Source organism: Haloprofundus marisrubri (genome assembly GCF_001469955.1).
Taxonomy (GTDB): Archaea; Halobacteriota; Halobacteria; order Halobacteriales; family Haloferacaceae; genus Haloprofundus; species Haloprofundus marisrubri.
In genome coordinates, this window is record NZ_LOPU01000018.1 from 306,593 (window position 1) to 323,496 (window position 16,904).

The 16,904-nt window shown below is 64.6% G+C and carries 20 protein-coding genes and 1 pseudogene; 7 read left to right on the forward strand and 14 right to left on the reverse strand.

The window, feature by feature from the left end; all coding sequences use genetic code 11:
• The first annotated feature begins 111 nt into the window (after window positions 1-111).
• Genes AUR64_RS07295 through AUR64_RS07325 form a run of 7 tightly spaced genes read left to right on the forward strand, consistent with a single transcriptional unit; the run spans window position 112 to window position 5,804 of the window.
• Window positions 112-1,101 carry an ABC transporter permease gene (locus AUR64_RS07295; protein ID WP_205628384.1) on the forward strand — a complete coding sequence of 330 codons (990 nt, stop codon included), beginning with the start codon at window positions 112-114 and terminating at the stop codon, window positions 1,099-1,101.
• Window positions 1,102-2,055, forward strand: a complete 954-nt coding sequence (locus tag AUR64_RS07300) for an ABC transporter permease (RefSeq protein ID WP_082230645.1) — start codon at window positions 1,102-1,104, stop codon at window positions 2,053-2,055. It begins immediately after the preceding gene.
• A 3-nt stretch (window positions 2,056-2,058) separates the two neighbouring features.
• Window positions 2,059-3,213: an ABC transporter ATP-binding protein gene (locus AUR64_RS07305; protein ID WP_058581286.1), complete on the forward strand. Its 1,155-nt coding sequence runs from the start codon at window positions 2,059-2,061 to the stop codon at window positions 3,211-3,213.
• Window positions 3,183-4,541, forward strand: a complete 1,359-nt coding sequence (locus AUR64_RS07310; RefSeq protein ID WP_058581287.1) for an ABC transporter ATP-binding protein — start codon at window positions 3,183-3,185, stop codon at window positions 4,539-4,541. Before AUR64_RS07305 ends, AUR64_RS07310 begins: the two co-directional genes overlap by 31 nt.
• Before the next feature lie 3 nt (window positions 4,542-4,544).
• A complete protein-coding gene (locus AUR64_RS07315) occupies window positions 4,545-5,018 on the forward strand; it encodes a hypothetical protein (protein WP_058581288.1) in 474 nt (157 codons plus the stop codon).
• Window positions 5,011-5,499 (forward strand): hypothetical protein, encoded by a 489-nt coding sequence (locus AUR64_RS07320; RefSeq protein WP_058581289.1) that lies wholly within the window; start codon window positions 5,011-5,013, stop codon window positions 5,497-5,499. The genes AUR64_RS07315 and AUR64_RS07320 overlap by 8 nt, the downstream gene beginning before the upstream one ends.
• A 50-nt stretch (window positions 5,500-5,549) precedes the next feature.
• A complete protein-coding gene (locus AUR64_RS07325; protein WP_058581842.1) occupies window positions 5,550-5,804 on the forward strand; it encodes a hypothetical protein in 255 nt (84 codons plus the stop codon).
• A 49-nt stretch (window positions 5,805-5,853) separates the two neighbouring features.
• Here AUR64_RS07325 and AUR64_RS07330 read toward each other — a convergent pair whose 3' ends face one another.
• The 14 genes and pseudogenes from AUR64_RS07330 to AUR64_RS07395 form a co-directional block, all read right to left on the reverse strand.
• Complete coding sequence (locus AUR64_RS07330; RefSeq protein ID WP_058581290.1) at window positions 5,854-6,069, reverse strand: hypothetical protein; 216 nt, start codon at window positions 6,067-6,069, stop codon at window positions 5,854-5,856.
• Between the two features lie 16 nt (window positions 6,070-6,085).
• On the reverse strand, window positions 6,086-6,616 hold the full coding sequence (locus tag AUR64_RS07335; RefSeq protein WP_058581291.1) for a hypothetical protein: 531 nt from the start codon (window positions 6,614-6,616) through the stop codon (window positions 6,086-6,088).
• A 2-nt stretch (window positions 6,617-6,618) separates the two neighbouring features.
• Window positions 6,619-6,837 carry a hypothetical protein gene (locus tag AUR64_RS07340; RefSeq protein WP_058581292.1) on the reverse strand — a complete coding sequence of 73 codons (219 nt, stop codon included), beginning with the start codon at window positions 6,835-6,837 and terminating at the stop codon, window positions 6,619-6,621.
• 150 nt (window positions 6,838-6,987) lie between these two features.
• Window positions 6,988-7,470, reverse strand: coding sequence for a hypothetical protein (locus tag AUR64_RS07345; RefSeq protein ID WP_058581293.1), 483 nt, complete (start codon window positions 7,468-7,470; stop codon window positions 6,988-6,990).
• A 54-nt stretch (window positions 7,471-7,524) separates the two neighbouring features.
• Entirely contained in the window at window positions 7,525-8,094 is a 570-nt protein-coding gene (gene hpt / locus AUR64_RS07350) for a hypoxanthine/guanine phosphoribosyltransferase (protein ID WP_058581294.1), read from the reverse strand.
• A gap of 125 nt (window positions 8,095-8,219) precedes the next feature.
• Window positions 8,220-10,004, reverse strand: coding sequence for a Na(+)/H(+) antiporter subunit D (locus tag AUR64_RS07355; RefSeq protein WP_058581295.1), 1,785 nt, complete (start codon window positions 10,002-10,004; stop codon window positions 8,220-8,222).
• Window positions 10,004-11,896 carry a cation:proton antiporter gene (locus tag AUR64_RS07360; RefSeq protein WP_058581296.1) on the reverse strand — a complete coding sequence of 631 codons (1,893 nt, stop codon included), beginning with the start codon at window positions 11,894-11,896 and terminating at the stop codon, window positions 10,004-10,006. The genes AUR64_RS07355 and AUR64_RS07360 overlap by 1 nt, the downstream gene beginning before the upstream one ends.
• Window positions 11,893-13,467, reverse strand: coding sequence for a monovalent cation/H+ antiporter subunit D family protein (locus tag AUR64_RS07365; RefSeq protein WP_058581297.1), 1,575 nt, complete (start codon window positions 13,465-13,467; stop codon window positions 11,893-11,895). Before AUR64_RS07365 ends, AUR64_RS07360 begins: the two co-directional genes overlap by 4 nt.
• Window positions 13,460-13,825: a cation:proton antiporter subunit C gene (locus AUR64_RS07370; RefSeq protein WP_058581843.1), complete on the reverse strand. Its 366-nt coding sequence runs from the start codon at window positions 13,823-13,825 to the stop codon at window positions 13,460-13,462. The genes AUR64_RS07365 and AUR64_RS07370 overlap by 8 nt, the downstream gene beginning before the upstream one ends.
• Window positions 13,825-14,352, reverse strand: coding sequence for an MnhB domain-containing protein (locus AUR64_RS07375; RefSeq protein WP_082230646.1), 528 nt, complete (start codon window positions 14,350-14,352; stop codon window positions 13,825-13,827). Before AUR64_RS07375 ends, AUR64_RS07370 begins: the two co-directional genes overlap by 1 nt.
• The gene (locus AUR64_RS07380; RefSeq protein WP_058581298.1) at window positions 14,349-14,888 is read right to left on the reverse strand and encodes a DUF4040 domain-containing protein; all 540 of its coding nucleotides are present in this window, start codon (window positions 14,886-14,888) and stop codon (window positions 14,349-14,351) included. Before AUR64_RS07380 ends, AUR64_RS07375 begins: the two co-directional genes overlap by 4 nt.
• Window positions 14,889-15,016: 128 nt before the next feature.
• Window positions 15,017-15,364: pseudogene (gene mnhG / locus AUR64_RS21230) on the reverse strand (monovalent cation/H(+) antiporter subunit G); the annotation flags it as partial.
• Window positions 15,361-15,618, reverse strand: coding sequence for a cation:proton antiporter (locus tag AUR64_RS07390; RefSeq protein WP_058581845.1), 258 nt, complete (start codon window positions 15,616-15,618; stop codon window positions 15,361-15,363). The pseudogene mnhG and the gene AUR64_RS07390, both read right to left, overlap by 4 nt.
• A gap of 89 nt (window positions 15,619-15,707) precedes the next feature.
• Window positions 15,708-16,814 carry a monovalent cation/H+ antiporter subunit E gene (locus AUR64_RS07395; RefSeq protein WP_058581846.1) on the reverse strand — a complete coding sequence of 369 codons (1,107 nt, stop codon included), beginning with the start codon at window positions 16,812-16,814 and terminating at the stop codon, window positions 15,708-15,710.
• Between the last annotated feature and the right edge of the window lie 90 nt (window positions 16,815-16,904).

Below are 16,904 nucleotides of genomic sequence, written 5' to 3' on the forward strand. Positions count from 1 at the left end.
CCTTTTCTTTCCGCGAAAACGTAGTAATCCAACACATTCATAACCTCGCTCCCCAATCGTGCGACAGAAACGCAAACATTACGCGTATCAAAAAACCGTGACCTCGAAACTATGACCAGAATCAGTGGAAAGTATCTCGCAAAGCGGCTCGTGGTCTCTTACCTGACCCTCCTGCTCATCATGACCCTGCTGTTCGCGCTCATCCGGAGCGCACCCGGGACGTTCATCGACAGCATGATTTCCCCGGAGATGACCAGAGCGCAGGTCGAGCGCATCCGGGAGGTATGGGGACTCAACGAACCGCTGTGGAAACAGTATCTCAACTTCATGATTAACTACCAGACCGGCGAGTTCGGCCGGTCGCCGACGTGGCGGGTTCCGGTGTGGGACCTCATTCTGCGGCGGATGCCGCGGACGCTCATCCTCTTCGGGGCGAGCTACATCATCGCCTACCTCGTCGGTCCGCTGGTCGGGATGTATCTCGGCTGGTGGCGCGGTACCCAGAAGGACAAAACCATCTTCGGAACGTCGCTGATGGTGTACTCCATGCCCGCGTTCTGGCTGGCGTGGCTGTTCATCTGGTTCTTCGACTACGAGATGGGCTGGTTGCCGAGCGCCTACATGATGACGCAGTTCCCCGAGTTCGAGTGGACCGCGTTCACCGTGATGACGGACGTGCTCACACACATCGCGCTGCCGCTCATCAGCCTCTCGTGTATCGGTTGGGTCGGCGCGATGCTCATCATGCGGCCGTCGATGAACAACGTCGTCGACGAGGGCTACGTCTTCTTGGCCCGTGCGAAAGGACTCGACGAACGCACAGTGATGATTAAACACGCAGCGCGAAACGCGCTCATCCCGGTTGCGACCGGCGCAATCGTCGGGTTGGCGTTCCTCATCGACGGGGCGGTCATCACCGAAGCCGTCTTCACCTGGCCCGGCATGGGTCAGATTCTCGTCGAGGCAGTGTTGAACAACGACTACCCGGTGACGCAGGCGGCGTTCTTCATGCTCGCCGTGTTGGTCGTCGGGATGCGTCTCATCACCGACATCGCGTACACGTACCTCGACCCGCGCATCAAATTCGGGGAGGAGAATTAGATGGCAACCGAAGGCGAATCTACGACCGGACTCGAATCGTACAAGCGAGCGTGGGAGCCACGCATCGAACGCGTCCGACGCGGGTGGGACCGCTTTACCGAACACCGGATGGGCGTCATCGGCCTCGTCGTCCTCACGATATTCTCGCTGTGGGCACTCATCCCCAGCGTGTTCGCACCACACACCCCCGACTGGATCGCGTACATCGGCTACGAGAACGCTCGGTTGACCGGCGAACAGATACGGAGTCTGCCGCACCCGCCGGCGTTCGGTGACCCGTTCTTCGCGCCGCTGGGAACCGACTCCTACGGCCGGGGTATCCTCACCCTGCTGATTTACTCGTCGTCGACGGCGATGTATATCGGCCTCGCGGCGGGTCTCCTGTCGAGTCTCGTCGGCGTGCCGCTCGGCCTCATCAGTGGATTCTACGGCGACACCTGGATCGACGAGACCATCCAGCGCTTCGTCGACGTGATGTACGGCCTGCCGTTCCTGCCGCTGCTCATCGTCCTCGTGGCGATTCGCGGCCAGACGACGACGAACATCATCATCGGCATCGCCGTCACCTCGTGGCTCAACAACTGTATCGTCATCCGCGGCGAGACGCTCTCGCTTCGGACCCGTGCGTACGTCGAGTCCGCGAAAGTCGCCGGTGCGAGCGACCTGCGCATCGTCTTCCGGCACATCATGCCGCACGTGCTGCCGCTGTCGTTCGTCTACCTCGCACAGGACGCCGCGGCGGCCATCCTGACGCAGGCGGCGCTGGCGTATCTCGGTCTGGCCGACTTCGCCTCGCTGTCGTGGGGTATCATGCTGGAGAACATCCAAGCGGAAGGCTACATCTTCACCGCGTGGTGGTGGCTGCTTCCGCCCGGCCTCGCCATCATGCTCATCGCAACGGCGTTCTACTTCATCGGGTTCTCGATGGAGGACGTGACCAACCCTCAGAGATAATCAATGACGCTACTGGAAGTAAACGACCTCTCGATACGATACGCAGTCGAAGACGCGGACGTCCACGCCGTCGACAACGCGAACTTCACCGTCGATTCGGGTGAGACGTACGGTCTCGTCGGCGAATCCGGCTGTGGGAAGACGACGCTCGCAAAGAGCATTCTCCACCTGTTGGACTCGAACGGCTACATCGAAAGCGGTGAGATGTGGTTCGACGGGACGCTCCCGCAGTGGGAAGACGGAAACGGCAACCCGAGAAAAGAGATAATCGACGACGACCGATACCCGGTCCGCGCCGACGGGATGACTAACCTCGCAGAGCTATCGGACTCCCAGATTCGGGACATCCGCTGGCGCGAGGTGGCGCTCATCCCGCAGAGCGCGATGAACGCGCTCAACCCCGTCTACAAGGTGGGCGACCAAATCGTCGAAGCCATCCTCCGTCACGAACCGCAGACGACGAAGCGCGAGGCCGACGAACGCGCCCGCGACCTGCTCGAACGCGTCGGCATCGACCCCGAACGCGCCGACGACTACGCACACGAGTTCTCCGGCGGGATGAAACAGCGTGCGGTCATCGCCATGGCGATGGCGTGCAACCCCTCGCTGCTCATCGCCGACGAGCCGACGACGGCGCTCGACGTCATCATCCAAGACAGAATCTTGGAGGAACTGGAACAGATTCAAGAGGAGTTCGGCGTCTCCATTCTCGTCATCAGCCACGACATCAGCGTCATGGCCGAAATCTGCGACCGGATGGCCGTGATGTACGGCGGGAAAATCATGGAGCGCGGCACGCGCGACGACATCTTCCGCGAGACCGCAAACCCCTACACGCTGGGGCTGAAGAACTCGTTCCCGACTATCACGCAGAAACAGCAACAGCTGGTTTCCATCCCCGGGTCGCCGCCGCATCTGCGCGACCCCGACCCGGGCTGTCGGTTCCGCAAACGGTGTCCGTTCGCCGTCGAAGACTGCGAACGAAGTCACCCGCCGATGTACGACGTGGCGAGCGTCGAAGAAACCGGCCGACTGCAGGAAGCGATGGACGACCGGCGACACGGCTCGGCGTGTTACCGAACTGACGAACTGGACGAGATACGAACGAAGGCGATGAAGGAGGAAACATGGAAGGAAACCGCAACGCAGAGTCATTAGTCGAAATCGAGAACGTCCACAAGTGGTTCGACATGACCCAAGGCGTTGTGGACACGCTGCTGGGCCGTGACCCGCAACCGGTCCGCGCCGTCGAGGGTGTCAACCTCTCCATCGAGAAAGGCGACATCGTCGGCATCGCCGGCGAATCCGGCTGTGGGAAGACCACGCTCGGTAAACTGCTGGTGAAGCTGTACGAACCGACCGAAGGCGAGATTCGCTTCGACGGGCAGGACATCTCGGACATGTCCCGCGAGCAGCAACGGGAGTTCCGCCAGCGGGTCCAGATGATTTTCCAAGACCCCTTCGAGAGTCTCAACCCCCGGATGACGGTGTTCGACGCTATCGCCGAACCGTTGCAAATCAATGGGATGGCCGACTCCTACGAGGACCGCCGCGAGCGTGTCAAGACGGTGCTCAACGACGTCGGCCTCGGCCCGGCCGAAGTGTACCTCGACGCCTTCCCGTCGGAACTCTCCGGTGGCGAGCGCCAGCGTGTCGCTATCGCCCGTGCGCTCGTCGTCGACCCGGACTTCGTCGTCGCCGACGAACCGGTGTCGATGCTCGACGTCTCCATCCGCGCCGGCGTGTTGAACCTGATGAAGGACCTGCAGGACAAGTACGACCTTACGTACGTCTTCATCAGCCACGACCTCTCGCTCATCCGCTACATGTGCGACCGGACCGCTATCATGTACCTCGGCAACGTCATCGAGCAGGGGCCGACGGACAAGCTCATCGAGGACCCGAAACACCCCTACACCGAGGCGTTATTCGACGCGGTTCCCGACGTGGAAATCGCCGACGAGCGTCGCCGCGCGAACGCCACCGGCGAGGTCCCGAGTCCGCGGAACCCGCCGAGTGGCTGTCGCTACCACCCGCGGTGCGCGCACATCATTCCGCCGGACGACTGGCAGGGGAGCCGAGATGCGTTCCGACGCGCCTACCAGTACAAGATACGCCTCCGCGAGGCTGACTTCGAGCGCGAGGAGTTCGACGGCGACGACGGCGCCGAGCGGATGCTCAGTATCGGACTGGCGCTCGACGTCCCCGAGGAGTACCGCCACAGTTCCGAACTCCGCGGCACCGGTATGGGCGTCGACCCTTCCGAACTCGACTTGCCGTCGGAGACGGAGTCGTCGCTGCGGACGGCGACCGAAAAGTACCTCGACGGCGACCGAGAGAGCGCAGTCGCGGAACTGGACGCGCTCAGAACGGTCTGTGCGGACGAGGTACCGCAGCCACGGCCGATAGACGAGCGTCAGGTCGCCTGTCACCTCTACGACGACGGTGAGGCGATGCGGACACCCGCAGCACCGAACGCGGAGTAATCCGTGGCGAACGCCCTCCACACCTCCCTTCGGTCACCACTCGTCGTCTCGTTCGTCGTCGTGTTCGCACTGACCGCGGCGTTGTTCGGTGCGACGTTTCAGACGCAGATAGCGGTCGCACAGAGCAACACCATCGACGGAGCGGTGACAGAGCTCACCGTCGGCGACGACGAGGAGTCGCTTCTCGTCACGATTCGCGCAGAGAACCCGACCAGTAAGGCGATGACGTTGACGACAGCGCAGTTCGTCGCCCGAACCGACGGCGAGGAACTCACCAACTACGGAACCCAGTCGCTGTCCGACGCCGTACTGGCGCCGGGAGAGGCGACGACGTTCACTATCTCGCTGGAGTTGCTCGACGGCGAGGCCGACGCGGCGCGGGCCGCAATCGAGGACAACGAAATCAGTGTCGGCGGCGAACTCGTCGGCTACATCGAGAACGTCCGCATCTCCTTCGGGGTGAACAACGATGGATAACGGCAACTCGAACGCCGGGTCGGGGTCGACTCCGGCCGCTCGAAGCGGCGTCTCCGGACTCGCCTCGCGCCTCTCGCTGTCGACGGACCAGCTCCGTTTCGTCGGTATCGGCGTCGCCACGGGACTGCTCGTCGCGTTAGCCGCCTACGGGTTCAACCGGACACAGATGGTCGCGGCGGTGCCGTCGATGCTCCCGTTCGTCGCCGGCCTCCTCGGTGGCGCGTACGTTCACTTGCTCAGCGAGGACCTCGCCGAGAGCGTCAGAGCGTTCATCGTCGCCCTCGTCGTCTCGACGGCCTGTTACGTCGTCGCGGCGATGGCACCGCTTTGGATTCTGTCGTACGACCCGGTGACGCGCGACTTGCTGATTCAGTCGATTCTCCGCGAGGAAATCGCCCGACTGGTGTTCACCAGCCTGATTCCGCAACTGTTCATCGGCTATCTGGGTGCGGTGGTCGTCGACGGGACGTTCTGGTCCTGACCGCCGCTCGGAGCGACGAACCTATGGGTACCCGGCCGGAACGAACGTTCATGTCGAAGGATATCCCGACCCGCGAGCGCTCGACGCGCGAACGCGGGACGTACGCCGGCCACAACGAGGACCCGACGCTGGCGAGCTATCTCTCGTCGCTTTTCTTTCTGCTGTCGGTTCCGACGTTCGTCGCCATCGCCTACGGCGGCGCGTACATGGGCTACTACGGCGAGGGCGCTATCGTCCCTATCTTCGGCGGCCTGCTCGTCTTCGCAATCTGCGTCGCGTTCGCGGCGATGCACTTCAAGCGCTGACGGCGTCGTTCCGCCCGGACGATATTTTCTACACGCGCGCGTACACGAGTCACTGAAAGCCGCTCTCGATACTGCCGTAGATTATCAGTCCGGTCGAGACCAACACGAGCAGTATCTCGAAGCGGGAGACGCCGTCGTCGGTGAGAAAGAACGTACAGAGGCTGACGATGCCCAGTATCACCGCGAGTCCGAAGATGAGAAGCGTTCGATTGACACCGCTTTGGTACCACCGATACGCGCGTTCCTCCAGTTGGTCCAGACTCACGCGTGCACGTTCCGTATCAGTACCAGATGTCCTTGAACTCGCACTGGACGGGTTCGGTGACGACGTTCGTCACGAGTGCCAGCGAGACGAGACCGACCGCGGTATCCATCTCGGCGGGCGCTGCGCCGTCGGACTCCCAACCGGCGAGACAGACGCCGAGGTCGACGTGCCAGTCGTGGACGGTGACCAACCACTCGTCGGGGAGCTCTTCGGAGTCCGCGCTGACGCGGAAGAGGTATTTGAACGTCTCGTCGCTTCGCTCGCTGATGTCGCTGCCGGCCTCGTAGCCGGGCAGTTGCGGCGTGCCGAACAGTTGGACGAGACGGTAGAGTGCGGTGCCGATGTCGCCGTACTCGCCACCCTGCGTGCGCCGGTTCAACTCGACGTACGCGTCGATGTCGTCGCGTTCGCGGAGTTGGTCTTCGAGCAGCGTGTCGCCGTCGTCGAGACGCTGTCGAATCTCGTCGGCAGAAACCGGTTCGAGCGTGATGTCACCCAGCGTCTCGAGGTCCGGTGCGTCGGGGTGGTCGCGGATATCGACCGGCATCGTTAGTAGGCGAACGTCATGAAGCCGCGCCAACCGGCGTAGCCGGCGACGAGACAGACGACACCGGTTGCGATGACGATGAACGAGTCGACGGTCGTGATGGCGTCACCGAGGCCGTTGAGGTTGAAGTAGAGGGTGATGCCGAGCATCGTGAGCACGTAGCCGACGACCGCACCCACGAGCGTCAGTCCGAGGGAGGCCAGCCCCAGCGGCTGTTGCATCCTCGGTGGGACCCGATGTTTGAGCGACATGGTAATCATCCGTTCATTGTAGTGGTGTCATATATATCCCGCGCTATGAGTTCACACGGACGGCGTCCCTGCCCGTTCCCGTCCCAGTACCGCGAGGTTCGAGACCCACTCTCCGCTCGACTACTCGGCGTTTCGGTCCGTGTCCGTTCTCGGTGACGACCCCTCACCGCTTCCGGACCGTGTGTCGGTGGCGGCGTCGTCGGTGCTGGTCGTGTCGGTGGCGTACGCACCGTCGGCGTCTGCGCTCCGTTCGTCGCCGACCGACCGCTCACGAGCGTCAGAAGGAGTGTTTCCGAGTGGGCTGAGTCGTGGGTCGTACTCGGCGTCGCCGGGGGCGTCGACGGGTTGGTCGCCGGCAGGGTCGTCTTCGGTCGACTCGCTCGGAGTCGACGCCGTCTCTCGGGTGAGTTCGTCGGCCGGGATACGAACCCGGTAGCCGACCGCCATCAGAACTGTGCCGAGTCCTAACGCGAGCAGAACCGGCTGTGAGAACAGCGACACTTCGCCGGTGACGACCGACTGGTGGAGCGCTTCGCCGAAGACGAGCGCTCCGGTGACGAGGAGGACCGTACTGATGAGATTCCACGGGTTCGCGTACGCCATACGGCCATTCGCAACCGACTGGATAAAAAAGCAGTCTTCGGCCGCTCGCGTCGCTTATCCGTCGCCGTGTTCGTCGACGATGACGACTTCGCCGTCTTCGACGGTGACGTTGATGAGCGTCTTCACGTCGTAGTCGGTGTCGTCGAGTTCGTTCGGGCCGGCCTTCTTGATGACCGCGACCACGTCGACGACGTCCGCACCGACGTCGTTTATGAGCGCGTCGATGATGGCTTTCATCGTGCCGCCCGTCGAAAGCACGTCGTCGAGGACGAGCACCCGGTCGCCCTCCTCGACGTCGTTGATGTACATCTCGCTCTCGGAGTAACCCGTCTCCTGAAACAGCGGCACCTCGCCGTCGAGGCCGTACTGTCGCTTGCGGATAACGACGAGCGGGATGTCGGTCATGAGCGAGACGGCCGTCGAGATGTGAATACCCATCGCCGCGGGAGTCACGATTTTGTCGACGTTCTCCAGTTCCGCCTTGCGGATGATTTTGATGACGATTTCGCGGAGAAGACTCGGTTCGAGCATCGGCACGCCGTCGCTGATGGGGTGGACGAAGTACTCGTAGTCGCCTTTCTCGATGATAGGGGCCTCACACAGCGACTGCCGCAACTGGTCCATGCCGACAGTTTCCGTCGGTGGGGATAAATGCTGGTGGTTCGGGTGTCGTTCGTGGTGCGGTGCCACGGAGCGTCTCGGTTACGGAAACACTGCAAAAACGGGAGTTCGCGCCGTCCTTCGCCACTTCAGACGACAATCAGCAGCGCGATACCGACCGTCACGACGGCGGTGAGAAGCAGGACGCTCGTTCCGATGCCCGCTCGCAGCGACACCGGCCACGTCGGTTCGCCCTCCTCGTCGGTGTCGGTGCGACCGGTGGCACGTCGAAGCGCCTCGTCGGGATTACCGACCGTCCACGTGACACCCGAGGCGGTGGCGACGGCCGCCCGGTCGACGGCCGCGTACGTCTCGGTGACGCCGCGAACCAGTCCCCGAGTCCCGTAGAACGCCAGCGGGTTGTAGAGCGCGTCGATGTCCGGCACGCGCCCGAGGCGGTCTAGCAGCCGTTTCAGGACGACGAACGCGACGACGCCGAGGATGAACAAGATGACTCCCTCCTGAATGTGGCCCCAAGTGTACGTCGTGTAGTCGAAGCCGCCCTCGTTGCCGGGAAGGATGGCGAACAGCGCGTTCGGGACCAGCCCGTAGAACACACAGAGTATCGCCACAGTGACCATCCCGACCATCTGGAGTCGGTTCGCGTCGCGGACCGGCCCGTCGTAGCTTCCCTCGTAGAAGGCGTACCAGCCCAGTTTGATGAACGAGAGGAACGTCCCGACGCCGCCGGCCAACAGCAGATACCAGATGACGTAGAGATGCTCGTAGTGCGCTTCGGCGAGCACCATTCCCTTGCTGACGAAGCCGTTGAAGCCGGGGAAGCCGCCGATAGAGAGCGCGGCGACGACGAACGCGACGAACGTGACGGGCATCTTCCGCCAGAGGCCGCCGACGTACTTCAGGCTCTCCTCGCCGGTTCGGTAGATGATGACGCCGACGGTCATGAACAGCAGGCTCTTGTAGAGGATGTGGTTGAACACGTGGCCGAACGCGCCGGCCGTCGCCACCGTCGTCCCGATGCCGACGCCCGCAATCATGTAGCCGACCTGCGACTGGATGTGGTACGAGAGCAGGCGGCGCATATCCTTCTGGAGCACGGCCATCGTCGCGCCGAAGACGGCCATCGCCGCGCCCATGTACGCAATCCAGAGGTGTCCCTCCGGGAACGCGCGGTACATCGCGTAGACGCCGGTCTTCGTCGTGTAGACGCAGAGGAAGACGCTGGCGGCGACGTGCGGCCGCGGGTAGGTGTCGGGTAGCCACGCGTGCAGGCCGACGAAGCCGACGTTGACGCCGATACCGATAGCGGCCAGCGCCAGAATCGCAGGCGTGCCGCCGACGATACCCGTCGAGGCGCTGAAGAGGAACGACCCCACTTCGGCGTAGTGCCAGACGATGGCCGCGAGGACGAGACTGCCGCCGATACCGTGCAGCACGGCGTAGCGGAAGCCCGCACGGACGGCTTTGCCGCCGTAGTCCCAGACGAGAAGCGTGCTCGTGACGGCCATCAGCTCCCAGAAGAACACGAGCGTGAGCCAGTCACCGGCGAAGACGGCCCCGATACTGGTGCCCGCGTACGACAGCGCGTAGGCGGTCTGCTTGTTCGACGCGTCGCTCGCGTACGAATAGAGAACCGCGATAGCACCGATAAAGCCGAAGATGATGCCCATCAGCCGCGAGAACTCGTCGACGTTGAACAGGACGACCTCGAAGCCGAACTGCTGGGCTTCTGAGCCGAATAGTTTGACCGCCCAATGTGCACCCTCGGGCGCGAGGAATGCGATGGGGACGACGACGGCTGTCGCGACGAATCCGAGCGCGTGACCGACGCGTCGGGGGACGAACGGCAACAGCAACGCGGCGACGAGTACGTAGACGAACGGCGGAACGATGGTTAGCGCTTCGGCTACCATCAGAACAACACCCCCGCGGTCGCCGCCATCGCCGGCGTCGCCGCCGTGACCACCTGCTCGACGATTCGCAGGAACACTGCCCGGCCCGGCACGATGCCGAGGACGATGGAACCGGCCGCGGCGGTCAGAATCGGGCCGAGCATGAACCACGTGCTCTCGCCACCGAGCCAGCTACGGGTTTCCCAGCCACCGGTCGGCGGGCCGCCCTCGTGGTGGTGGTCGTGGTCGTCGTGGTCGTCAGCCTCGTGGTCGGCCATCTCCGTGGCCCCGTCACCGAGTTCGCCTCCCTGTTCCGTGGTTTTGACGTGGTCGGAGGGGTGGCGGTCGACGGCGTAGTCGCCGTTCGGGTCCGCGGGTTTCTGGACTTCGTTCGCGCGGGCGCTGGCACCGCCGTTGCCGCCGGTCAGCGCCGAACCCTCGCCGACGTCGGCGTTCTCGTCGGATTTGTGCCCACCGTCGGCGGCGACGTCCGCCCGGCCGCCGATGCGGTGTTCGACGAGCGGTTTTCGGTCGTGGCCGCCGGGCATCTCGCTCTCGAAGAACGCCTGATAGAACACCGGCCAGAAGTAGGCGATGTTCAACACACCGGAGACGAGCAACGCGACGGTGAACGCGACTGCGCCGCCGGAAGCGGTGCCGACGAGCAGGTAGAACTTGCTGACGAAGCCGGCGACGAGCGGGATGCCCGCCATCCCAGCCGCGGCGATACCGAAGGCGGCCATCGTCAGCGGCATCCGTTTCCCGATGCCGGCCATGTCGCTGATGTCGTCGGTGTGGGTCTCGACGTGGATGATACCCGCACAGAAGAACAGGGTGAGCTTCATGAACGCGTGCGCCGGGATGTGGAGCAACCCGCCGATGAGCGCGAATCTCGCGGCGTCGCCGCCCATCGACGCCCCGATGCCGAGGCCGAGGACGATGTACGACAACTGACTCACCGTCGAGTACGCGAGACGGCGCTTGAGGTTGTCCTGTCTGAGCGCGATGATACTCGCCATCAAGAGTGTGAACGCCGCGACGGCCGCCAACGGCACGCCGACGCCGAGGTCACCCACCGTCTGTGGGCCGAACACTTCGAGGACGACGCGGGCGATGCCGAACACGCCGGATTTGACGACTGCGACGGCGTGCAGGAGGCCCGAGACGGGCGTGGGTGCGACCATCGCGTCGGGCAGCCACGAGTGGACGGGCATCAACGCTGCTTTGACGCCGAAACCGAGCGTCAGCAGTGCGAACGCCGCGCGAGCGAGCGTCGGGTCCGCGGTGGAGAGGCCTTCGATGCCGCCGGGAGTGAACGCTACCGACCCGGCGAGCACGTAGACGAGAACGGTGCCGGCGAGCACCGCGACGCCGCCGCCGAAGGTGTACGCGAGGTACTTTCGACCGGCGGCGCGCGACTCGGCCGTCTCGTCGTGGCCGACGAGCGGGTACGTGGCTACGGTGAGGAGTTCGTAGAAGACGAACAACACGAGCAGGTTCGCCGCGAACGCGACGCCGACGGCGCTGGCCACGCTGGCGGCGAACGCCGCGAAGTACCGCGTTTGGGAGTGCTCGTGGAGGCCGCGCATGTAACCGATGCTGTAGAAACTGGTGACGAGCCACAGCAGACTCGCCAGCAGGCCGAACAGCATGCCGAGCGCGTCGGCTTGGAGCGTGAATTCAACGACGTCTTCACCGCCGAGCGGGACGAACGCGCCCAAGTTCGTGACGTAAACGTCGCCCGCGAGAACGCCGGGCACCATACTCGCCACGATGAGGAACGTCGCCGCGGCGGCGAGCAGCGTCCACGCCTCGCGGACGTTCGGGCGGCGGTTCGACGCGTAGATGAACGCGATGGCGACCGCCGGAACGGCGACCGCCGCGAGCGGTCTGAGTGATGGGATATCTGTCATGGCTGGAGTAGGAGGTCGAGGGTCGGTTCGAGGAGCGGTTCGAACGTGGAGACGAGCGGGCCGAGCGCCACGGCCAGAAGCGCCGCGACGAGGATAACGGCGACCATCCCGGCAGAGGGACTGCCGAAGTCAACGTCGGAGCCACGCCCGAGCGTCGGCCGTTCGTCGTCCGTGTCACTGTCGTCGTTGGCTCCGCCGTCGGCGACGGCGGCCGCGCCGGTTCCCGTCGACCGCTCGGCGGGCGCCTCCCTCGGCGCGGCCGAGCGGAAGTACATCCGTTCGACGATGCGGAGGAAGTACGCCAGCGTCAACAGGGTACTCAGGAGGATGACGACGGCGATGGGCCACAGTTGCGATTGAATCGCGCCGAGGGCGATGTACCACTTGCCGACGAAGCCGACGGCGGGTGGCACGCCGACCATCGACAGCGACAAGGTCGCAAGTGCGGCGCTGAGAAGCGGCGCGCGGGCCGCGAGGCCGTCGAACTCGCCGACGTAGCGCGCGCCGGTCCGCGCCGCGATAGCGCCCACCGCGAGGAACAGGCCGCCTTTCATGACGGCGTGGCCGACGAGGTGGACCACTCCACCCGTGACCGCCGCGTCGTTGGCGATGGCGAACGCGGCGACGACGAGGCCGAACTGCGACACCGACGAGTACGCGAGCATCCGCTTCAACTCGGTCTGCATCACCGCGAGCACGCTGCCGGCGATGATGCTGATGCCCGCCAACACGAGCACGAACTCGCGGGCGAACGCGACCGAACTGAGGAAGTCGACGGTGTAAACGCTGAAAATCACGCGGCCGAGCGCGTACGCCGACACCGTCGAGACGAGCGCCGAGATGAGCGCGCTGACGCTGTCTGGGGCGCTCGCGTACGCCTCCGGTTGCCACGTGTGCAGCGGGTACAGCGCCGTCTTGACGGCCAATCCGGTCACGACGAACGCGAAGGAGGCGCGCACGAGCGTCGACCCGTAGCCGACGCCGGCGAGTTTCTCGGCGAGGTCGGCCATGTTGAGCGTCCCCGTGGCGACGAACGCGTAGCCGATGCCGACGAGGAACAGCGATGCGCCGACGGTTCCCACGAGGAGGTACTTCAGCGCGCCGACGGCCGACCGGCCGTCGTCACCGGTCGCCACCAACGCGTAGGCGGCGAGACCGGTGATTTCGAGGAAGACGTAGAGGTTGAACATGTCGCCCGTGACGCTCATCCCCGAGAGGCCGGCGACCAACAGGAGGTAGCCGGTGTAGAACGCCGCCGAGTGCGGACCGGCGCGCCGCGCGTAGGCGAGAATGCCGAGAGCGACAGCCGCGACCAACACGACGACAGCGGCGTTGAGGCCGTCGACGACGAGTTCGATACCGAACGGTGGCTGGAACCCACCGACAGCGTAGCTGAGCGGTTCGCCGCCGGCGTACACCTCGAAGGCGACGAACGCCGCGAGCGCGGTGTGCGCCAGCGACGTCACGACTGCCAAGGGCCACGCGAGGCGTTCGAACTTGTAGCCGACGACGAGGCCGACGAGCGCCCCCACAATCGGCACCGCGACGAGAAGCGGCAGCAGTTCACTCATCGGCGCGCACCTCCCGGAGGTTCACTTCGTCGAGCGTCCCGTACTCGGTGTAGATGCGGACGATGAGCGCCAGCGCCACCGCCGTGAGACTCACACCGACGACGATAGCCGTCAGGATGAGCACGTGCGGGAGCGGGCTGACGTAGGTGGCCGCCTCGCCGCCGCTGCCGACGATGGGTGGCGACCCACCCTCGCGGTACGCCGAGGTGATGAAGAACAGGAAGATGCCCGTCTGGAAGATGTTCATGCCGATGACCTTCTTGACGAGGTTCCGATTCTCTATCATCATGTACGCACCGATAGGCAGCAGCAACGCGACGACGATGTAGTTGTACCGCGTGAGTAGAAGTTCCCAAATCATGTGTCGTCCTCCATTGGTTCTCCCGTCTCGAACCCGGCGGCGATGAGGAAGAACAGGCCGGTGATGATACCGGCGACGACCGCACCGATGCCGAGTTCGACGAGTTCGATGCCGTACTTGCTCGCGTGCGGGACCGGGTAGGCGGTGTACTGGAGGAACTCGCCGCCGAGCACCAACGACCCCAGCGCGACGGCGACGAACGTCCCGACACCGACGGCGATGAGGCCGAGAATGACCGCGGGATTCAGCCAGTCGCGGACCGGACCGATACCGAACGCGAACGCGAGCAGCAAGACGACGGTGCCGGCGATGGCCCCGCCTTGGAACCCGCCGCCCGCCGACGACGCCCCGTGGAACATCACGAACAGTCCGAGCGTCAAAATGAACGGCGTGACGACGCGGACGGTGGTCATGATGATGGTGCTCTCGACGTACGGCACTTGCTCGTCGTTACGCGTGATGCGGTTCGGCGAGTCTCCGGAACTGGTCGAGTTCCCGGAACTGCCGGAGCCGTTACCGCTCATACGAACACCTCCCTGCGCAGCACCAACAGAACCGCGACCCCGGCGGTGAACACCACCACCGCCTCACCGAGGGTGTCGAACCCACGGTAGGCGGCCAACACGGCGGTCACGGCGTTGCTGACTTCGGTTTCCTCGTAGGCGTTTTCGAGGTAGTACTGGGTGACCTCGCCGCCGGCGACCGGCGAGTCAGCCGCGCCGATAGCAGGGAGCGCCGGCACCGTCGCCAGCAACACACCTGCGAACGCGACGACGACGACGAGCGACCGGAGATTCGGTCGCTCGAACTCGTTTTCGTTCTCGGGGCGAACGGTCTTTGCGATAGTCAGAAGCAACAACAGCGTCATCACACCCGCACCGACGGCGGCCTCCGTGAGCGCCACGTCGGGCGCTTGTAGCACAATCCAGAGAATGGCGATGCCGAGGCTGTAGGCGGCCGAGGCGATGATGGCCGCGAGTACGTCTCGAAGCAGGGCGGCCGTGAGCGCACAGCCGAGGACGAAGACGAGCGTCACCGCTTCGAGTGGGGTGAACGTCATCTGTCACCTCCGTCTTCGGCGTCGCCGTCGGCGGCCGCCGAGTCACTGTCGGTCGTCGACCCGAGGCCACTGTCGGTCGTCGACCCGGAGCCACCGTCGGTGGCGAGCGACTCGGACCCGTCGGCGTCGTCGGCCGACCGGTCGGCGTCGCTCGCGCGGCCGGGTCGGTCCGCAGTTTCCTTCGTCCACGGTTCGATATCTTGGTCGTAGGCCGCGCGCGCGATGGCGTGTGCGGCCGTCGGGTTCGTGAAGAACATGAACACGAGGAGGAACACCGCTTTCACCGTCGGGATGCCCGCCCCGTAGACGACGGCGACGGCCGCGAGGCCGAGCACCGCGCCGAGCGTGTCGCTCTTCGAGGCGGCGTGCGCCCGCGTGTAGAGGTCCGGGAGACGGATTACACCGACGGCGGCGACGAACGCGAAGAAGACGCTGCCGACCAGCAGTGCGGCGACGCCGAGTTCCATCGGCGTCATATGACACCACCTCGTTCGACGGTGAACTTCGAGATGGCGATGCTCATCAGGAAGTTCAACAGCGCGTAGACGAGCGCCACGTCGAGGAAGCCGGGTTCGCCGAACGCCGCGGCCAAGAACGCGAGGATGACCACGGTGTTCGACCCGATGACGTTGACGGCGATAACGCGGTCCTGCATCGTCGGCCCCTTGATTACGCGGTAGAGGACGACGATGGCGAGGGTGACGAACGCCGCGGCCGTTCCGAGCAACACGTCGGTGAGAAACGGTGTGAGGTTCGCCGGGCCGCTGCTTCCGCCCGCGGCGGCGAGGACGATGCCGCTCGTGACGGTCAGAGCGCTCATCAGTCCGACCCTCCTTCGGCCGTCACCGACTCGTTAGGTGTCTCGGAGAGTTCTTCGCCTTCACGCGTCGCACCGCGTTCTTTCGGACTCGGGATGCGTGCGGCGGCGCGACCGTAGAAGACGAAGCGGACCGCGCGTTCGAGCGCCCCGTCGAAGAGGTCTTCACGCGAGGATTTCGTGAGCGAGTGGATGTAGAACTCGCGTTGGCTGACCTCGACGGTGAGCGTCCCCGGCGTGAGCGTGATGCTGTTTGCGAGCGTCGTCGCCGGCAGGTCGTTCCAGACGGCGGCCTCGAACTGCACCATCTTCGGGTCGATAGGCAGCCGTGGGTGGAGGATGACGTACGCCAAAGAGACGTTCGCCTTCGCAATCTCCCAGAGCAGATACGGCGTGTACAGCAGCAGTCGGCCCACTTCGCCGGGTATCTTTCGGAAGTTCGGCTTGCCTTTCAGCGCGATTTGTCCAAGCACCAACGAGACGATGGCGGCACTTATCGCGCCGGTAATCAGGTCGAACGTCCCACTGAACCCCCCGAGCGTGAGATAAAACAGATACGACGCGCCGAAGACGAGCAGATACTGCGTCAGGCTCTCGCGGCCGACGAGGCCGCCGCGTCGGGTGGGTCGTTCGACGGGTGCCTCCTCGACGCGGCGGTCCGACTTCGTCAGTTCGTACTCCAGCGGCCGCAGCATCGGCGCGTTGCCGCCCGGTTGGTACTCGGGGTCGACGACGATGCGACCGAGGTCGTGTTCGTCCGCGTACTCGAGGATGACGCGCGCGAAGTCCGCCGGACTGAACAGATACTCCTCGGCGCCGACGACGGCCGTCTCGATGTCGACTCTCTCGGTGTCGGTGTCGCTGTCGCCGAGGTCCTCCTCGGCCCAGAGTTCGACGCGGTCGAGCAACTCCTGAGCTTGCTCGAACTTCTGTGCGCGTGTCGGTTCGACCGCGCGCCACAGCGCCGGGTAGACGAAGTGAACGGCCGCTCGTCCGTCGGTTTCGTCGACCTCCTCACGGGCGGTCCGCACGGCGTAGGCGACGGTGTTGCGCAGTGTCGACGACTCACCGACCGGGACGAGGACGCGCGCGTCGCTCTCCTGGGTCACCGACTCACCCGCCACGGTCTTTCCACTCCATTCGGCGACGGCCGGCAGGCCAACAGTCGCTCATGCGTGTTCGACCCGTCATGCTAGCTA